General features: G+C 37.4%; 11 protein-coding genes. All 11 read left to right on the top strand.

Going from position 1 to position 16,143, the window contains the following annotated elements; all coding sequences use genetic code 11:
- Positions 1-74: 74 nt before the first annotated feature.
- Positions 75-551 (top strand): GAF domain-containing protein, encoded by a 477-nt coding sequence (locus tag CPS_RS12550; RefSeq protein WP_011043619.1) that lies wholly within the window; start codon positions 75-77, stop codon positions 549-551.
- Positions 552-594: 43 nt separating this feature from the next.
- Positions 595-882, top strand: coding sequence for a hypothetical protein (locus tag CPS_RS12545; protein WP_011043618.1), 288 nt, complete (start codon positions 595-597; stop codon positions 880-882).
- A 111-nt stretch (positions 883-993) separates the two neighbouring features.
- Positions 994-1,656, top strand: coding sequence for an RNA chaperone ProQ (proQ, locus tag CPS_RS12540; protein ID WP_011043617.1), 663 nt, complete (start codon positions 994-996; stop codon positions 1,654-1,656).
- Between the two features lie 87 nt (positions 1,657-1,743).
- On the top strand, positions 1,744-3,795 hold the full coding sequence (gene prc / locus CPS_RS12535) for a carboxy terminal-processing peptidase (protein ID WP_011043616.1): 2,052 nt from the start codon (positions 1,744-1,746) through the stop codon (positions 3,793-3,795).
- A gap of 95 nt (positions 3,796-3,890) precedes the next feature.
- A complete protein-coding gene (gene nhaC / locus CPS_RS12530) occupies positions 3,891-5,369 on the top strand; it encodes a Na+/H+ antiporter NhaC (protein ID WP_011043615.1) in 1,479 nt (492 codons plus the stop codon).
- A 27-nt stretch (positions 5,370-5,396) separates the two neighbouring features.
- Positions 5,397-8,015, top strand: coding sequence for an aminopeptidase N (gene pepN / locus CPS_RS12525; protein ID WP_011043614.1), 2,619 nt, complete (start codon positions 5,397-5,399; stop codon positions 8,013-8,015).
- An 89-nt stretch (positions 8,016-8,104) separates the two neighbouring features.
- Entirely contained in the window at positions 8,105-8,320 is a 216-nt protein-coding gene (locus CPS_RS23415; protein WP_011043613.1) for a DUF2835 family protein, read from the top strand.
- A gap of 377 nt (positions 8,321-8,697) precedes the next feature.
- On the top strand, positions 8,698-10,788 hold the full coding sequence (locus tag CPS_RS12520) for a DUF1302 domain-containing protein (RefSeq protein ID WP_011043612.1): 2,091 nt from the start codon (positions 8,698-8,700) through the stop codon (positions 10,786-10,788).
- Positions 10,789-10,815: 27 nt separating this feature from the next.
- Positions 10,816-12,177: a DUF1329 domain-containing protein gene (locus tag CPS_RS12515; protein WP_011043611.1), complete on the top strand. Its 1,362-nt coding sequence runs from the start codon at positions 10,816-10,818 to the stop codon at positions 12,175-12,177.
- 129 nt (positions 12,178-12,306) lie between these two features.
- Complete coding sequence (locus CPS_RS12510) at positions 12,307-13,341, top strand: WD40/YVTN/BNR-like repeat-containing protein (RefSeq protein ID WP_011043610.1); 1,035 nt, start codon at positions 12,307-12,309, stop codon at positions 13,339-13,341.
- A 60-nt stretch (positions 13,342-13,401) separates the two neighbouring features.
- A complete protein-coding gene (locus CPS_RS12505; RefSeq protein WP_011043609.1) occupies positions 13,402-15,720 on the top strand; it encodes an efflux RND transporter permease subunit in 2,319 nt (772 codons plus the stop codon).
- Positions 15,721-16,143: the final 423 nt, after the last annotated feature.

Raw genomic sequence — 16,143 nt, 5'->3', positions numbered from 1 at the left:
AAAAGCTTTAATTATCGTGTGTTTTTAGGTATGTTAGCGCTTTTTATCATAGCTTTCTTCAATGGTGCCTTTAAATGAGTAATCAAGCTGAATTTTATCATGAACTATTAGGGCAAACTAAAGCGCTAATAAACGATGAATCTGATATTATTGCAAACATGGCAAATATCAGTGCTTTGCTGTTTGAGCGATTAGCTGATGTAAATTGGGTTGGCTTTTATCGTCTTATTGATGGTGAATTGGTGCTTGGCCCTTTTCAAGGTAAAGTCGCTTGTATTCGAATTCCTGTCGGTAAAGGCGTTTGTGGTACTTGTTCTTTTACAGGAGAAGTTCAGCGTATTTCAGATGTTCATCAGTTTGATGGTCATATTGCTTGTGATGCAAGTAGTAATGCTGAACTAGTTGTTCCTGTTAAAATCGCTGGTAAAGTGATTGCTATTTTAGACATTGATAGCACAGTGTTTGATCGATTCAACCTAGAAGACGAACAAGGCATTGTGTCGATAGTACAGGCTTTCGAGCAAAATATTACTGCTATGGACAATGCGTAAGTTTACCCTGTAGTCTAAAATTTATAGAGAAAGTGAAAGTTTAATGAAAGAATTTGTAGTCATTCATGACTATCTAGTAACCCAAGAAATTGTTGGGGACTGGGATGGTCAGGAAGAAGAAGTTGCTGAGCGTATGAATGAAATTTATCATACTATGTACGACTTAGCGGATGAAAATATCGATACGGAAGTGTTAGAGCAGTTGTTGGCACTCATTTGGGATACCTGGATAGGCCAAGAAGCGATTGCTGAGATAGAAACAGATGATATATATGATTGGTGTAAGCATGTGCTCGATAATCCTGAGCAACATCTTCAATCTGAAGAATAAAGAAAGATAAACATTGGCGCTATTTTCTTGCTAGAGTCGTTCTTGATAGAGTGATTCTTGTTTAAAAATAAAATCAGCTTAATTTAATTAAAATTGTAAAAAAGTGTAGCTATGGAAACTGAAATTAAACGTACAAGTACGAAAGACATCATTGCTTATTTAACTGAAAAATTCCCAGAGTGTTTTTCAATTAAAGGTCCTGTTAAACCCCTTAAAATTGGTATATTCCAAGATCTAGCTGAAAAGCTTGATGATGATGAAACGGTGAGCAAAACACGTTTACGTCAAGCATTAAGACATTATACAAGCAGCTGGCGTTATCTAAAAGTTATCAAGGTTGGTAATTCACGTGTAGACGTTGATGGCAAAGACGTTGCTGAAATTGATGAAGATCAAGCAGCTTATGCCAGCAAAACGCTTAAAGAAAGCCAAGAAAAATTTGGTAACAAAAAAGCGACAGACAACGATGCTAAAAAGCCTTATAAAGGTAAACAAGGCTCAACAGAAGCAGCTAATAATAAGCCAGCTGATAAAAAACGTGAATCAACTAAATTTAAAACAGTTAAGTCAACACCGAAAAAAACTGTGAAAAAAGAAGTAGAGCCACTTAAATCTGTTGAATCAACTACAATTAACGTAGGTAGTAAAGTTAGAGTGCAATTGGGTAATTCACCAATGAAAGCGACTATCACTGAAATTTCAGGTAAAGATATCAGTGTACAACTTGATTCTGGCATGGTTATCAAAACTCAACTACAAAACATCTACTTGTAAGCAGTCAAAAGTCGCCATAATTAGGTTTGGCGGCTAGGCCTAGCAGAAACCGTTAGGTCACTTAGAAATTGAATAGGAAGTTAATGCATGCAAAAATTTTGTCGTATCGCTCTCGCCGTATCTTTATCGTTAGGTTTATCTGTAAGCGCTATTGCGTTTGAAAAACCAATCACTCCAGAAGAACTCCCTGTACTCATGCCTGAATCTCAGCATGCTACAGCAAGCAAGCGCATTACGGCACGATTCACTCGTGCGCATTATAAGAAAGTCATCATTGATGATGCTCTATCAGGTGAAGTTTTTGATCGTTTTATTAAACAACTCGATTATGCGAGAAATATTTTCTTAGCAACTGATATTGATGATTTTCAGAAATATCGTCTTGAATTCGACACTGTATTGACACGTGGTAAGTTGGCAACCGCTTACGATATTTATAACCTAAATATGCAAAGACGTTTAGAACGTTATGAATATGCAGTCAGTTTATTAAATAGTAAAGGCGATAAAAACCCTTTCAATTTCACCAAAGAAGAAATTTATTCTTTTGATCGTGAAGAAGCACCTTGGCCTGTTAGTGAAGCTGAGTTGAATGAATTATGGCGGTTAAAGGTTAAATCAGATGTTTTAAACCTGACATTAACCAAGAAAGAATGGCCAAAAATTAAAGAAGTATTAACTAAACGCTATGAGTACGCGATTAAACGTTTAAAGCAAAGTGAAAGTGAAGATGCTTTCCAACTTGTAATGAATAGCTTTGCTCGTGTTGTTGAGCCACATACTTCATATTTATCGCCGCGAAATGCAGAACGATTCCAAGTTGATATGAACTTGTCACTTGAGGGTATTGGTGCAGAGTTACGTTCAATTGAAGATTATACTGTTATTCACCGTGTTGTTACGGGTGGACCGGCAGATAAGTCTAAACAATTAAAATCAAAAGACCGTATTGTGGGCGTTGCCCAAGGCGATAAAGATTTTGAAGATGTTATCGGTTGGCGCTTAGATGATGTGGTCGAATTAATTAAAGGTGCTAAAGGCACTACAGTTCGCTTACAAATATTATCAGGTGATAGTGACGATGAAGCCAATATTAAAGTGGTTTCTATCGTTAGAGATATTATCAAATTAGAAGATAGAGCCGCAAAGTCAGAGGTTTATCTTGAAAATCCAGATGTGGCAGACAGTAAAAAATTAGGTGTTATTACTATACCTAGCTTTTACAACAACCTATCTAAAGATGTAAAAAAAGAAATAGCCAAACTTAAAGAGCAGGAAGTTGAGGGCATCATTGTTGACCTTCGCGGTAACGGCGGCGGCTCATTGAGCGAAGCGACTTTATTAACAGGTTTGTTTATCGATAAAGGTCCTGTTGTTCAAATTAGAGATGGCGCAAATCGTATTCAAGTAAATAGTGATCGCGATGGTGTTAGCTTTTTTGATGGTCCCCTAACTGTAATGGTTGATCGCTACAGTGCTTCAGCCTCTGAAATATTCTCTGCTGCCATTCAAGATTATGGTCGTGGTGTCATTATTGGTGAACATACTTTTGGTAAAGGTACAGTGCAACAACACCGAGGTTTAGGTCGCGTATATGACTTATATGAAAAGCCTTTAGGAAGCATTCAATATACTATTGCTAAATTTTATCGTATAAATGGCGGTAGTACACAGCATAGAGGTGTACTACCTGACATCTCTTTCCCTGCTGCGGTAAACCCAGAAGATTGGGGCGAAAGTAAAGAAGAAAACGCACTACCTTGGGATCAAATTCAAAAAGCCAAATATTCGCCGTTGAATGAACTCAATACAGATATTGAATACCTGAGTTCTCTTTATCAGCAACGTATTAAAGAAAATCCAGAGTTTAATTACTTATTGGAAGATATTAGTATTTATCAAGCGGAAAAAGATGATAAAACTATTTCATTAAACCTTGCAACACGTAAATCTGAGCGTGAAGAACGTAAAAGTAAACGTTTAGTACGTGTTAATGAACAACTTGTGCTTTTAGGTAAAGAGAAAGTAACCGATTTAGATGATTTATCTGATGAACTTGATGATTTAGACCCATTTTTAGATGAGGCAGCTCGGATAACATTTGATTTTGTATCTTTAGGTAAAATCGCAAAAAAATAATCAGTATTTGCATAATTAAGCCGCCCATCGAGGCGGCTTTATTTTTATATAAAGCCTACCGTTAAATAACTACAATAATAAAAGGTTTACATTACATGTCTGAGTTAAATCTCCCAAAACAACCAAGTATGCTCGATGCAAGCATTCCAGTGATCACTTTAATTTGTTTACTTACCCTCGCCGTATTTTATTTTGGTGACAACTCGTCTTATGGCCCGAATCAAATAGCACTACTTATATCCATGGGCGTTGCTATTATTGTCGGCGTAAAAAATGGGCACAACTGGCACTCTATTGAAAAAGCCATTGTAAATGGCATTTCTCTTTCCCTTGGTGCGGTTTTAATCTTATTAGCCGTAGGCTCGCTGATTGGTACTTGGTTATTATCGGGTACCGTACCAACAATGATTTATTATGGATTACAGTTATTAAATCCATCATGGTTTTATGCTGCGGCCTGTGTAATGTGTGCGATCGTCTCTATGAGTATTGGTAGTTCATGGACTACTGCAGCTACAATCGGTGTTGCTTTAATTGGTATAGCTCAGGGATTAGATTTATCTCCGGCTGTTACTGCAGGTGCTGTTATTTCTGGTGCTTACTTTGGTGATAAAATTTCTCCACTTTCAGAGACAACAAATTTAGCTCCGGCTATCGCAGGTAGTGAACTTTTTGCTCATATCCGTTATATGTTTTGGACAACCGCGCCTTCTATTGTTACGGCGCTAGTCTTGTTCATCATTATTGGGCTTAATGAAACTATCACAGTAAATAATGACAGTATTGATTTGTTAAGCCAGCAGTTAGCAGAACAATTTAATATTTCGGTCTTTAATTTAGTGCCACTCTTGGTTTTATTAACGCTGGCCATTAAAAAAGTACCTGCCTTTCCCGCAGTTGCAATTGGTGCTTTGATTGGTGGCGTTTGGGCATTGGTATTTCAACAAGAGTTAATCGTACGTTTAGGCGGAAATACCGATTTGATTACAGCAAATGTAAAAGTGATCTGGACGGCGTTTTTTGACGGGGTAGTGATTGAAACAGGCAACAGCCAGCTAGACTCATTACTCAGTGGAGGTGGTATGTCTTCTATGTTAAATACTGTTTGGCTTATCATGTGTGCGTTAAGTTTTGGTGCGGTATTAGAGCACTTAGGTATGTTGAAAAAGTTTGTTGAGGTTATTTTAGCTTCAGCTAAATCAACCGGTAGTCTTATCGCGAGTACTGTGGCTACGTGTATCGGCACTAACATTTTAACCGCGGATCAATATATGGCTATTGTAATGCCTGGTCGTATGTATAAAGAAGAATACGAGCGAAGAGGTTTAGATCCCTTGGTGTTAAGCCGTACTCTGGAAGATGCAGGTACCATTACTTCACCACTAATCCCATGGAATACTTGTGCCGTTTATATGTCAGGGGTGTTATTAGTTAACCCACTTGATTATATGTTTTATTGTTTCTTTAACTGGATTAATCCCATCCTTGCTGTTATTTATGGCTTTATTGGTTTTAATATTAAGACATTAACTAATAAAACGACTAAAGAAACAACTCATAAAGCAACAGCTTAATTTTCATCTCCAAAGTAAGGCTCTATTATGTCATCTATTTTATCAGACACAGCACCACGGTTTTTAGCGGACTACCGCCCAGCTGACTTTACTATTAATACAGTAAATTTAACTATCCATTTAGATGATACTTGTAGTCAAGTGGTCAGTGAATTGACCATAGAGCGAAAAGGTGACGTTCAACAAGCATTACAACTAAATGGTGAGCACTTAACATTAGTTTCATTAGTGCTTGATAATCAGGCGCTCAGTAAAGATCAATATCAAATTAATGAGACGTTATTAATTATCCCAGCAAGTAGCTTGCCAGATAGAAGCCATTTTACGCTCATTATTACTACCGAGATAAACCCACAAGAAAACACGGCGCTAGAAGGGTTATTTAAATCAGGTGATGCTTTTTGTACTCAATGTGAAGCTGAAGGCTTTCGACGCATCAGCTATTATCTAGATAGACCTGATGTGATGGCAACATTTACCACTAAGGTTATCGCTGATAAAAACCTATATCCCTACTTATTATCTAATGGTAATAAAGTGGCGAGTGGTGAGTTGTCGGACAATAAACACTTTGTTACTTGGCATGACCCCTTTCCAAAACCTTGTTACCTTTTTGCCTTAGTCGCAGGTAATTTTGACTTACTTGAGGATAACTTTACGACGGCGTCGGGCCGGGAAGTTGCCCTTGAGATATTTGTTGATGAAGGCAACTTGGCGAAAGCTGAACATGCCATGACGTCACTGCAAAAATCAATGGCATGGGATGAAGAGACATTTGGTCTTGAATATGACTTAGATATCTACATGATTGTCGCGGTAGACTTTTTTAATATGGGTGCGATGGAAAACAAAGGCTTAAATGTTTTTAATTCTAAATACGTACTTGCAGATAGTCATTGCGCAACAGATAGTGACTATTTTAATATTGAAGCGGTTATTGCCCATGAGTATTTTCATAACTGGACCGGAAATCGCGTCACCTGTCGTGATTGGTTTCAACTAAGCTTAAAAGAAGGCTTAACCGTGTTTCGAGATCAGCAATTTAGTGCCCAAATGCATTCAAGTGCGGTGACTCGTATTCAAAACGTACGCGTATTACGTTCTCAGCAGTTTGCTGAGGATGCAGGTCCAATGGCGCATCCAATACGACCTGAAAAAGTACTTGAAATGAATAACTTTTACACGCTAACAGTCTATGAAAAAGGCTCTGAAGTTATTCGTATGTTGCATACATTGATTGGTGTAGATAAATTTAGACAAGGCATGGACTTATATTTCTCTCGTTTTGATGGGATGGCTGTCACTTGTGATGATTTTATCAATGCTATGAGTGATGCCAGCGGTAAAGATTTAGCTCAATTTAAGTTATGGTATAGCCAGTCCGGAACACCTGTGATTAAAGCACAAGAAATGTTTGACTCACAAACTAACATTTATACATTAACTTTATTACAGCAATCACCAATAACTAAAAATCAACAGAATCCACAAGCTTTACATATTCCAATCAAAGTTGAATTAATCAGTGACAATAATAACGAGGCTTCGCAAAGTGAGTTATTAGAATTGACCCAAACCGAGCAAAGTTGGCAGTTTAGTGGTTTTACCAGCAAACCAACGTTAGCAATGCTTGCTGATTTTAGTGCGCCAGTTAAGTTGATTTTTGATCAAAATAATACCAGCCTATTAACCATTATGCAGCAAGCTGATAATAGCTTCTGTCGCTGGGATGCAGGTCAGAAATTGTTAATGTCATACTTACATCAATTAACGTTTGATATTGATTACACTATCCCTAATGAATTAATCAATGCAATCAATGATATGTTAAATAGTGGTGGCGATCGCGCCTTCATTGCGGAGCAATTATCATTACCGAGTTTCGATGAAGCTGCTAGTTTGATGGTTGATATTGACCCAATAGCATTGACTAATGCGATAACCACACTTGCTACTTTTATTGCGCGAGGTACTCAGCAACAATTACTTGTTAGCTATAAAGCTTGTCAGCACGAAGATTTAAAAGATAATGCTGTGGCGAATAGAGCATTGAAAAATGTTTGTTTGTCCTATTTAAGCCTTTTACCTGAATACCAGTACTTGGTTACGCAACAATACCAGCAAGCGACGAATAATGATGACATATTAAAAGAGAACATGACTGATAGTTTGGCTGCTTTAACCTGTAGCTCTAAAAATAATTTAGACGATTTAAATGAACAATTAGAACATTTCGAAAATAAGTGGCAACAAACTACATTAGTTATGGATAAATGGTTTGCCCTGAATGCTAGCGTGGTCAGTGAAGATGTTTTTACACAACTTGCCAACCTTTTAGAACATCCACAATTTAGCTTAAAAAATCCGAATAGAGCACGCTCGTTAATTGGTGCTTTTGCAATGAATAATCCTAAGTATTTTCATTGTCCGACAGGGCGAGGTTATCAATTCTTAGCTGATCAAATTGCTAAATTAAATGAAATTAATCCACAAGTGGCCTCAAGACTAATAACACCGTTAATTCAATTTAAAAGCTTTGCCCCTGCACATCAAAAGTTAATGAAAGCAGAATTAGTTAAATTACAGGCATTAACCAACTTGTCTAATGACTTAAAAGAAAAGCTTGATGCTGCACTCAATGACTAATTCAACTTATAATATCATTTGGTAGTAACGTGCTTTGATTTCAAATTAGCACGTTACTAGTATTTATATCCGTAAATGTATTTAATAACATGAAATATTACTTCTCTCTTAAAATAACGACTAATGAATTTCTCCCTTACTACCAAGGCACAGTTCAAAATGTTGTCGTCACAACGACCCAAGGTGTTAAAGTGCAATTTCCTGCTATGCACCTACGAAAGTACCTTACCGTTAATGGTATTCAAGGAGATTTTTGTTTACAAACTCAACAAAATAAATTTTTATCCTTATCTAAACTGAATTAATTTCGCTTCAGTGTTATTAAATAGAGTAATCACTTGAAACAGTGGTCCGACCATTCGCCTTGTGTATTTACAATCCTAAGTTAAACAAATAATCGTTATTTCATGAGCTTATAAAACAAACCTAGTATTGTAATATTTAAATTTCAAACGCACGTTTAAAACAATGCATTAAAGCGGGCATTTAGTTGAATGCAAGTCATTAAAATATAGCGCTTTAACTCCAATGTTTACGCTTGCTACCTAAGTCAAATGATGTAATTATTGCTGTCGTTAGATAAATAATATAACAAGAACTAACTTTTGATTACATTAATGTAGATGAACTTTCGGTGATATTTTATCTTTTAGCATCATGTTCTGAACAGGGGAGAGAATAGATGAAAAACAAGCCTCAACATGGCTTTGCCAAAAAACCTTTAGCTGTAGGTATTGCTGCCGCGCTTTCAATGTCGTTGTTAACTTCAATGGTTAATACTGCTCAAGCAGCAAGATGGGAGCTCGGTGATGTAGAGATCAGTTTTGATTCTACTTTTAGTCTCGGCTCAAGCTGGCGAACAGAAGATAGAAACTGGAATGACAATATAGGTAAGTCTAACAATGCCAATAGCGCCTTAGGCTTTGATAATACTTACAGACCTTACTCTCCACTCAATGTGCCTGTTAAAGAAGATGTTTGGAAAGGTGCTGGTGGTTATTCTACCAATGGTGATAACGGCAATTTAAATTATAATGCCGGTGAAAGTTTCTCCAAAATATTTAAAGGTGTTCATGAATTAGATATTCACTATCAAAATGTTGGTGTTTTTGTTCGTGGTATGTATTTTTATGATTATGCCATGATGGATGATGATAGAGCATCCTCTAATGCGCTTACCGGTAATGTTTTCGATCCCTGTCGTGATAGCGAAGCGAAAAAACAAGTCTGTCAAGATATCCGCCTACTCGATGCTTATGTTTATGGTGATTTTGAAATCGGTGAAATGCCATTCTCAGTTCGTCTTGGTGATCAAGTCATTAGCTGGGGTGAAAGTACGTTAATTTCACATGGTATCAGTGAGATCAATGCTGTTGATATTGCACGTTTACGTGCACCGGGTGCTGAATTAAAAGAAGCATTTATTCCGGTTGGTTCCTTATGGGGCTCATTGGGCGTTACAGATAACTTCAACATTGAAGCCTTTTATCAATACGCTTGGGAGAAAACTATTTTACCACCACCAGGTAGTTATTTTTCGACCAACGACTTTGCCGGTGACGGTGGTCAATACAATAATGTTCAACTTGGTTTTGGTGGCAATCCTGACATGAACTTAGATTACCTAATGGCTGGTCTAAATGAAATTGGTGAAGGAGTTCGAACAGGGAAAATATCACCCACGCAAGCTGCTGGAATGTATGGTGCTTATGCTACTAATCTTACCTTAAGAGCACCAGGCTCTAAAGCTGAAAATGATCCTGATGATGGCGGCCAATATGGTTTGCGTTTATCTTGGTTCTTACCTGAATTAAATGATACTGAAATAAGTTTGTATCATGTCAATTATCATAGTCGTCGACCAATATTCTCAGGCGTTACCGCAGATTATAGTGCTGCATCAATAGGCGGAGATATTGGATATCTTGTAGAAAATGAAATTAACGAAGGTAACTATACTGATTTAAATAGTTTCTCTCGTGTTGAGTTAGATTATGTAGAAGACATTAAAATGTACGCAATGAGTTTTAACACAACCTTGGGTACAACAGCCTTTGCCGGTGAAGTAAGTTATCGTCAAGATGAGCCGCTGCAAATTGATGATGTTGAACTACTATTTGCTGCAGTTCCTCAGCAAGTTTATAATTCAGGAAACCCTGCCGGCGCTGCGCTAAATGGTGTTTCGCAAATGGTTAATGCTGATGGTAATCCTTTCGGTCCGGGCGAAACAGCTAACGGTTATATTTTATCTGATACTATGCAAGCGCAGATGACATTAACACATCTATTCGGGCCAACGTTTGGCGCGAGTCAATTAGTAGGACTCATTGAGGTCGGTGGTATCAATATTAATGATATGCCCGAGCAAAGTGAATTACGTTTAAATGGCCCAGGCACCGCACGCAGTGGTGGTGTTAGTAATGGTGCTCCAGGTTTAAACAAAGCGTTACAAGATGGTGTTGAGACTAACCCATTCCCAACAGAATTTGCTTGGGGTTATCGTGCAATAGCTAAATTTGAATATACTAACGTTATCGCTGGTATCAATATAGCGCCACGTGTTGTATTTTCCCACGATGTTAAAGGTATTACACCTGATCCATTGTTTATGTTTATTGAAGGCAGAAAGTCAATGGCGCTGGGAGTAACCTTTGATTATCAAAGTCGTTGGTCAGCAGATTTGAACTATAACAGCTTCTTCGGTGGTGTTGGCACCACTAATAAGATGGAAGATCACGACTATGTTTCTTTCAGCGTAAAATATTCAATCTAATTTAAGGCAGAAATCATGAGAAATAACATGAATAGAGTCAAACTATTATCATTGACCATCTCAATGGTCTTATCGGCAGGTGCTTTAGCAAAAATACCAGCCGATCAAGCGGCAATGCTGTCGTCAGAATTAACCCCTTTAGGTGCTACACGTGCTGCTAATGAAGATGGTTCGATTCCAGAGTGGACAGGTGGTATTACTAAACCACCTGCAGGATATACTGCTGGTGATCATCATATTGATCCTTATCCAACAGACAAAATTGAATATACTATTACAGCGAGTAATCTTGCAGATTACAAATCGTTGTTAACACCAGGACAAATAAAGTTATTTGAGACTTATCCTGAAACCTATAAAATGAATGTTTATCAAACACGTCGTAGTGCTTCATATCCAGAACATGTTTATCAGGCTGTTAAAGATAATGCGACACGTTCAGAATTAGTTAAAGAAGGTAATGGTATTAAGCAAGCTGCTGTTGGTATTCCTTTTCCAGTGCCAGCAAATGGTCTTGAAGCAATTTGGAACCACACATTACGCTATCGTGGTGAAAGTGTTACTCGTCAAGCGGGTCAGGCTGCACCGACAGCATCAGGTAGTTTTACCTACGTTGGTTTAAATGAAACATTACTTTTACCATATAGTGTTCAAGGTGCCTCACCAGAGGAGCTTGAAAAAACAAATATTTTGTTTAAGTTCAAACAAAAATTAACTGAGCCTGCTCGTCTAGCTGGTACCGCTTTATTAGTTCATGAAACTATGGATCAAATTAAAACACCTAGACAAGCATGGACCTATAATACGGGTCAACGTCGTGTACGCCGTGCACCGAATGTGGCTTATGATGCACCAGGTACAGCGTCAGATGGTTTAAGAACCACCGATGATTTTGATATGTATAATGGCGCACCAAACCGTTATAACTGGACTTTAAAAGGCAAGCAAGAATTATTGATTCCTTATAATGACTATCGACTTCATAGTGATAAAGTTAAGTATGAAGATATTCTACAGGCAGGGCACATTAATCCAGACTTAGTACGTTATGAAAAGCATCGTGTTTGGGTAGTTGAAGCTAACCTTAAAGAAAATACTCGTCATATATACAAGAAGCGTGTTTTTTATATCGATGAAGATAGCTGGCAAGTAGCTGTCACTGATATTTATGATAATCGCGATGAGCTTTATCGTGTAGGTGTAGCACATGCTATCAATTATTATGATGTACCAACACTTTGGTCAACGCTTGATGTGTTTCATGATATTCAATCACGTCGTTATATAGCGATAGGGTTAGATAATGAAGCTAAAATGTATGACTTTTCTAAAAAGCTTAACGAGCGAGATTTTACTCCCGCTGCGCTAAGACGAGAAGGTCGTAGATAATCAGTAATATGAAAACGGCTGACAGATGTTAGCCGTTTTTTTTAGTGTTAATTTTGCACTTATCGTAAATTTAACTTAATTTAGTTCTATATTTATTTTTATCATTAGAAAAGTCAAAAGAGTGTTGTTATGCGTTTATTAGTTGCTTTTGCAGTTATATATTTTATCTCGATTTCTCCTGTTTGTGCTGAAAATACAGCGTCAACTATCAATATCCCAACTCCAGCAATAGAGTCTCCATTAGCAAGTAAGTCATTATTATTAGACATTTCACTTATTGGTCAAGAAAAGCTAGTAACGGTCGGACAGCATGGCCATATATTACTTTCTAACGACGGTAAAAAATGGCAACAAGCCAATGTACCTGTACAAGTTACATTAACCAATGTGTTCTTTTTAAATGAACAGTTAGGTTGGGCTGTTGGTCATGACGCAACGATATTGCACAGCCAAGATGGTGGGCTCAATTGGCAAGTTCAACAATATTTACCTTTACTAGAAAAACCCCTTTTTGATATTTATTTTAAAAACCCTCAGCAGGGAATTGCTGTTGGTGCTTATGGCCAGGTATTTCGCACCAATGATGGTGGTAGCACTTGGCAAAACGAATTTCATCAAGAGATTTTGTTAGCTGATGATGTTGAATACCTTAATGAATTAAAGGCTGAAGATGAAGCCGCTTATCTAGACGAGATTACCTTCATTTTGCCGCACTTTAATCGTTTGGTTCAAGACGGTGGCAGTTTATTTCTATTAGGTGAAACAGGGTTATTGGCAAAAAGTGATGACTTTGGCCTGACCTGGCAACAATTTGATAACTTTTATCAAGGTTCTTTTTTCTCATTGGCGCGAACGAAAACGGGTAATGTTTTAGTCGCAGGCCTTCGTGGCCATGTTTTTCGTAGCCTCAATCATGGTTCGCAGTGGGATGAAGTTCCCACCAATACCACTGCATTATTAAATGATATTGTTTTTGCTAATGATGAGCGAATTTTCATTCTAGGAAACAATGGTATGTTGCTTATTAGCACCGACGATGGTGAAAGTTTTAGCAAAATACCTCAGCAAGATGGAAAAACGTTAATCGCGGGTGTGTGGTTTAAAGGTCAGTTAATTGCAGTCTCTGATGTTGGTATTAAGGTAGTTGATTTATCTCAAGAATAATTACAGCTACGTAAAACACACAAAACATAATAAATTTAATAAAGTTCGGAATGTATTAATATGAAAATTTCTCTGGCTAACCGTATTGAAGTAGGCCTATTTCGTCATAAACTCCTGGTGTTAATGTTATTCATTATCACCAGTGCTTTTTTTCTCTTCCAAGCGACTCAAATTAGACTCGATGCTTCGTTTACTAAAAATATACCGCTAAACCACAGTTACATGAAAACCTATTTGAAACATAGGACAAACTTTGGTGGTGCTAATAATATTCTAATCTCTGTCTGTGATAGTAATGGCGATATATTCAACGCTGATTTCTTTAACGCCTTAAAAGGTGTACACGACAAGTTGTTTTTCATTCCTGGTGTTGATCGGATCCAAGTAAAATCACTGTTCTCGCCTAGTACTCGTTTTGTCGAGGTCGTTGAGGATGGATTTGCCGGCGGTCCAGTTATCCCCGCAGATTTTCAACCATCAGAAAAAGGCCTTGGCGTAGTTAAGGGCAATATAGAGAAAGCAGGTATTGTCGGTAGTATTGTTGCTGACGATTACAGTTGTGCCATGGTTAAAGCGGCTTTATTAGAATTTAATCCTGATACTGGTGAAAAATTAGATACGCTTGAAATAGCAGAAAAACTAGAACAAGAAGTTCGTCAAGAATTTGAACGCGATAATATCAGTGTACATATCATTGGTTTTGCCAAAATGGTCGGCGATGTTGCTGAGGGTGCTAAGGGTGTAGTATTATTTTTTGCCCTAGCAATAGCCATTACCGCAGTGATGGTCTACATTTTTTGTCATTCAATTCGTTTAACGGTTTTACCTATTCTTTGTTCTTTAGTTGCCGTTGTTTGGCAAATGGGCATGTTATCAAGCCTTGGCTTTGGTCTTGATCCTATGTCGATATTGATTCCCTTTTTAGTTTTTGCCATTGGTGTGAGCCATGGCGTACAAATGATAAATTCGGTCGTTAAAAAAGTTGCAACTGGTTTAACGCCTGCTTCAGCAGCTCAAGCAAGTTTTCGAGCATTGTTGATTCCTGGTGGTGTAGCATTACTCTCCGATACGGTTGGTTTTTTAACGCTACTCTCTATTGATATTGGTATTATCAAAGAACTTGCTATCACCGCTTCGATAGGTGTGGCGATGATTATTTTAACTAACCTTATTTTATTGCCAGTATTACTTTCATTTACCAAAATAAAAGTGAGTGCGAAAGTTGGTCAATTAAGTGAACAAAGTGCTGTGTGGTCATTTATGGCTAGTTTCGCCAGTAAAGGTCCTGCAAGAATAATACTGTTCTTTACGGCTATTTTATTCGTTGTTGGCTTTTATCAAGGCCAAGGTTTGAAAATTGGTGAATTACATGCGGGTGCTCCGGCGTTACATGAATCTTCACGTTACAACCAAGATACTTTCTTAATTACTGATAGGTATGCAATTAGTGTTGATTATATGTCGGTAATTATTGAGACAAGCGCTGATGCATGTACTTATTACGATACCATGTCAACGATAGACCGCTTTCAATGGCAGATGGAAAATGTTGCGGGTGTGCAATCGGCGGTCAGCTTATCTTCTATCTCTAAAATTGTTAATGCCGGTTATAACGAAGGTAATCCAAAATGGCGAGTTATTCCACGTAATCAGCAAACGTTAGTACAGTCAATTGCCCGAGTTCCATCGTCTAGCGGTCTTCTTAATAGTGATTGTAGTGTTATGCCAGTGATTTTATTCTTAGAAGATCATAAAGCAGATACGATTAACACTGTCATTGAAGCAGTTAAAGTTACCGCTAAAGAGTTGGGTAGTGAACACGTTCAATTCAAATTAGCCTCTGGGCCAGTCGGTGTTATGGCCGCAACGAATGAAGCGGTTGCAGAAGCTCAGTTACCTATGATGCTTTATGTTTACGGTGCTGTCATTGCATTGTGCCTAATTAGCTTTAGAAGCGTCAGAGCAACTTTAGTCGTTGTTTTACCTTTATATGTAGTTTCTACGCTAGCTCAGTGGTTAATGACGGCACTTGATATCGGATTAACCGTCTCTACCTTACCTGTTATTGCATTGGGCGTTGGTATTGGTGTCGATTATGGTATCTATATACTATCTACCATGAGTACTAAGCTAAAAGAGGGCATGAATGTCCATGATGCATACCTTGAAGCATTAAAAGAGCGTGGTAGCGCTGTACTTATTACCGGCTTAACTTTGGCCATTGGTGTGTCGACTTGGTTTTTCTCAGATTTGAAATTTCAAGTAGATATGGGAATATTACTAACCTTTATGTTTTTGGTTAATATGTTGGCCGCTATTATTATTTTACCTGCACTCTCAGCCTTTTTATGGCCAGAGAAAAGGAATGATAAAAAATAAGAATCGTGACTGAATAGTTTTCGCTGAGGACATCAATGCTAATATAAAATGTTGCCACTAAGTTGTTATATAGCAGCGTTCAACATTTACAATTTTACTTTACATGACAAAAAGCACTTAATTAAATACTTAACCGTATAATTAAGTGTTTTTTTTTTGCTAAAATTAAATAAAAAAAATTTGGCTATATTGCATAAATAAACAATAAAAAAGCTGTTTAACCAGTATCTATTTATGATAACTGCATAAACATAATTAACTGTAAAATAAACGGTTCGTTTACTGCTACATCCCTTAAGAATTAACTCACTAAAATACAAAATAACACTCGCAAAAGCCTAAATTTATTCATAAAATCCGATGGATAGTCTATTCTGATAGACATTATATAAAAATATAAAGTATAAAGGTTATTCTTACGAC

It is taken from the genome of Colwellia psychrerythraea 34H (assembly GCF_000012325.1).
Lineage (GTDB): Bacteria > Pseudomonadota > Gammaproteobacteria > Enterobacterales > Alteromonadaceae > Colwellia > Colwellia psychrerythraea_A.
The sequence above is the reverse complement of the archived record's forward strand: the minus strand, read 5'-3'. Positions and strand labels throughout refer to the sequence as shown.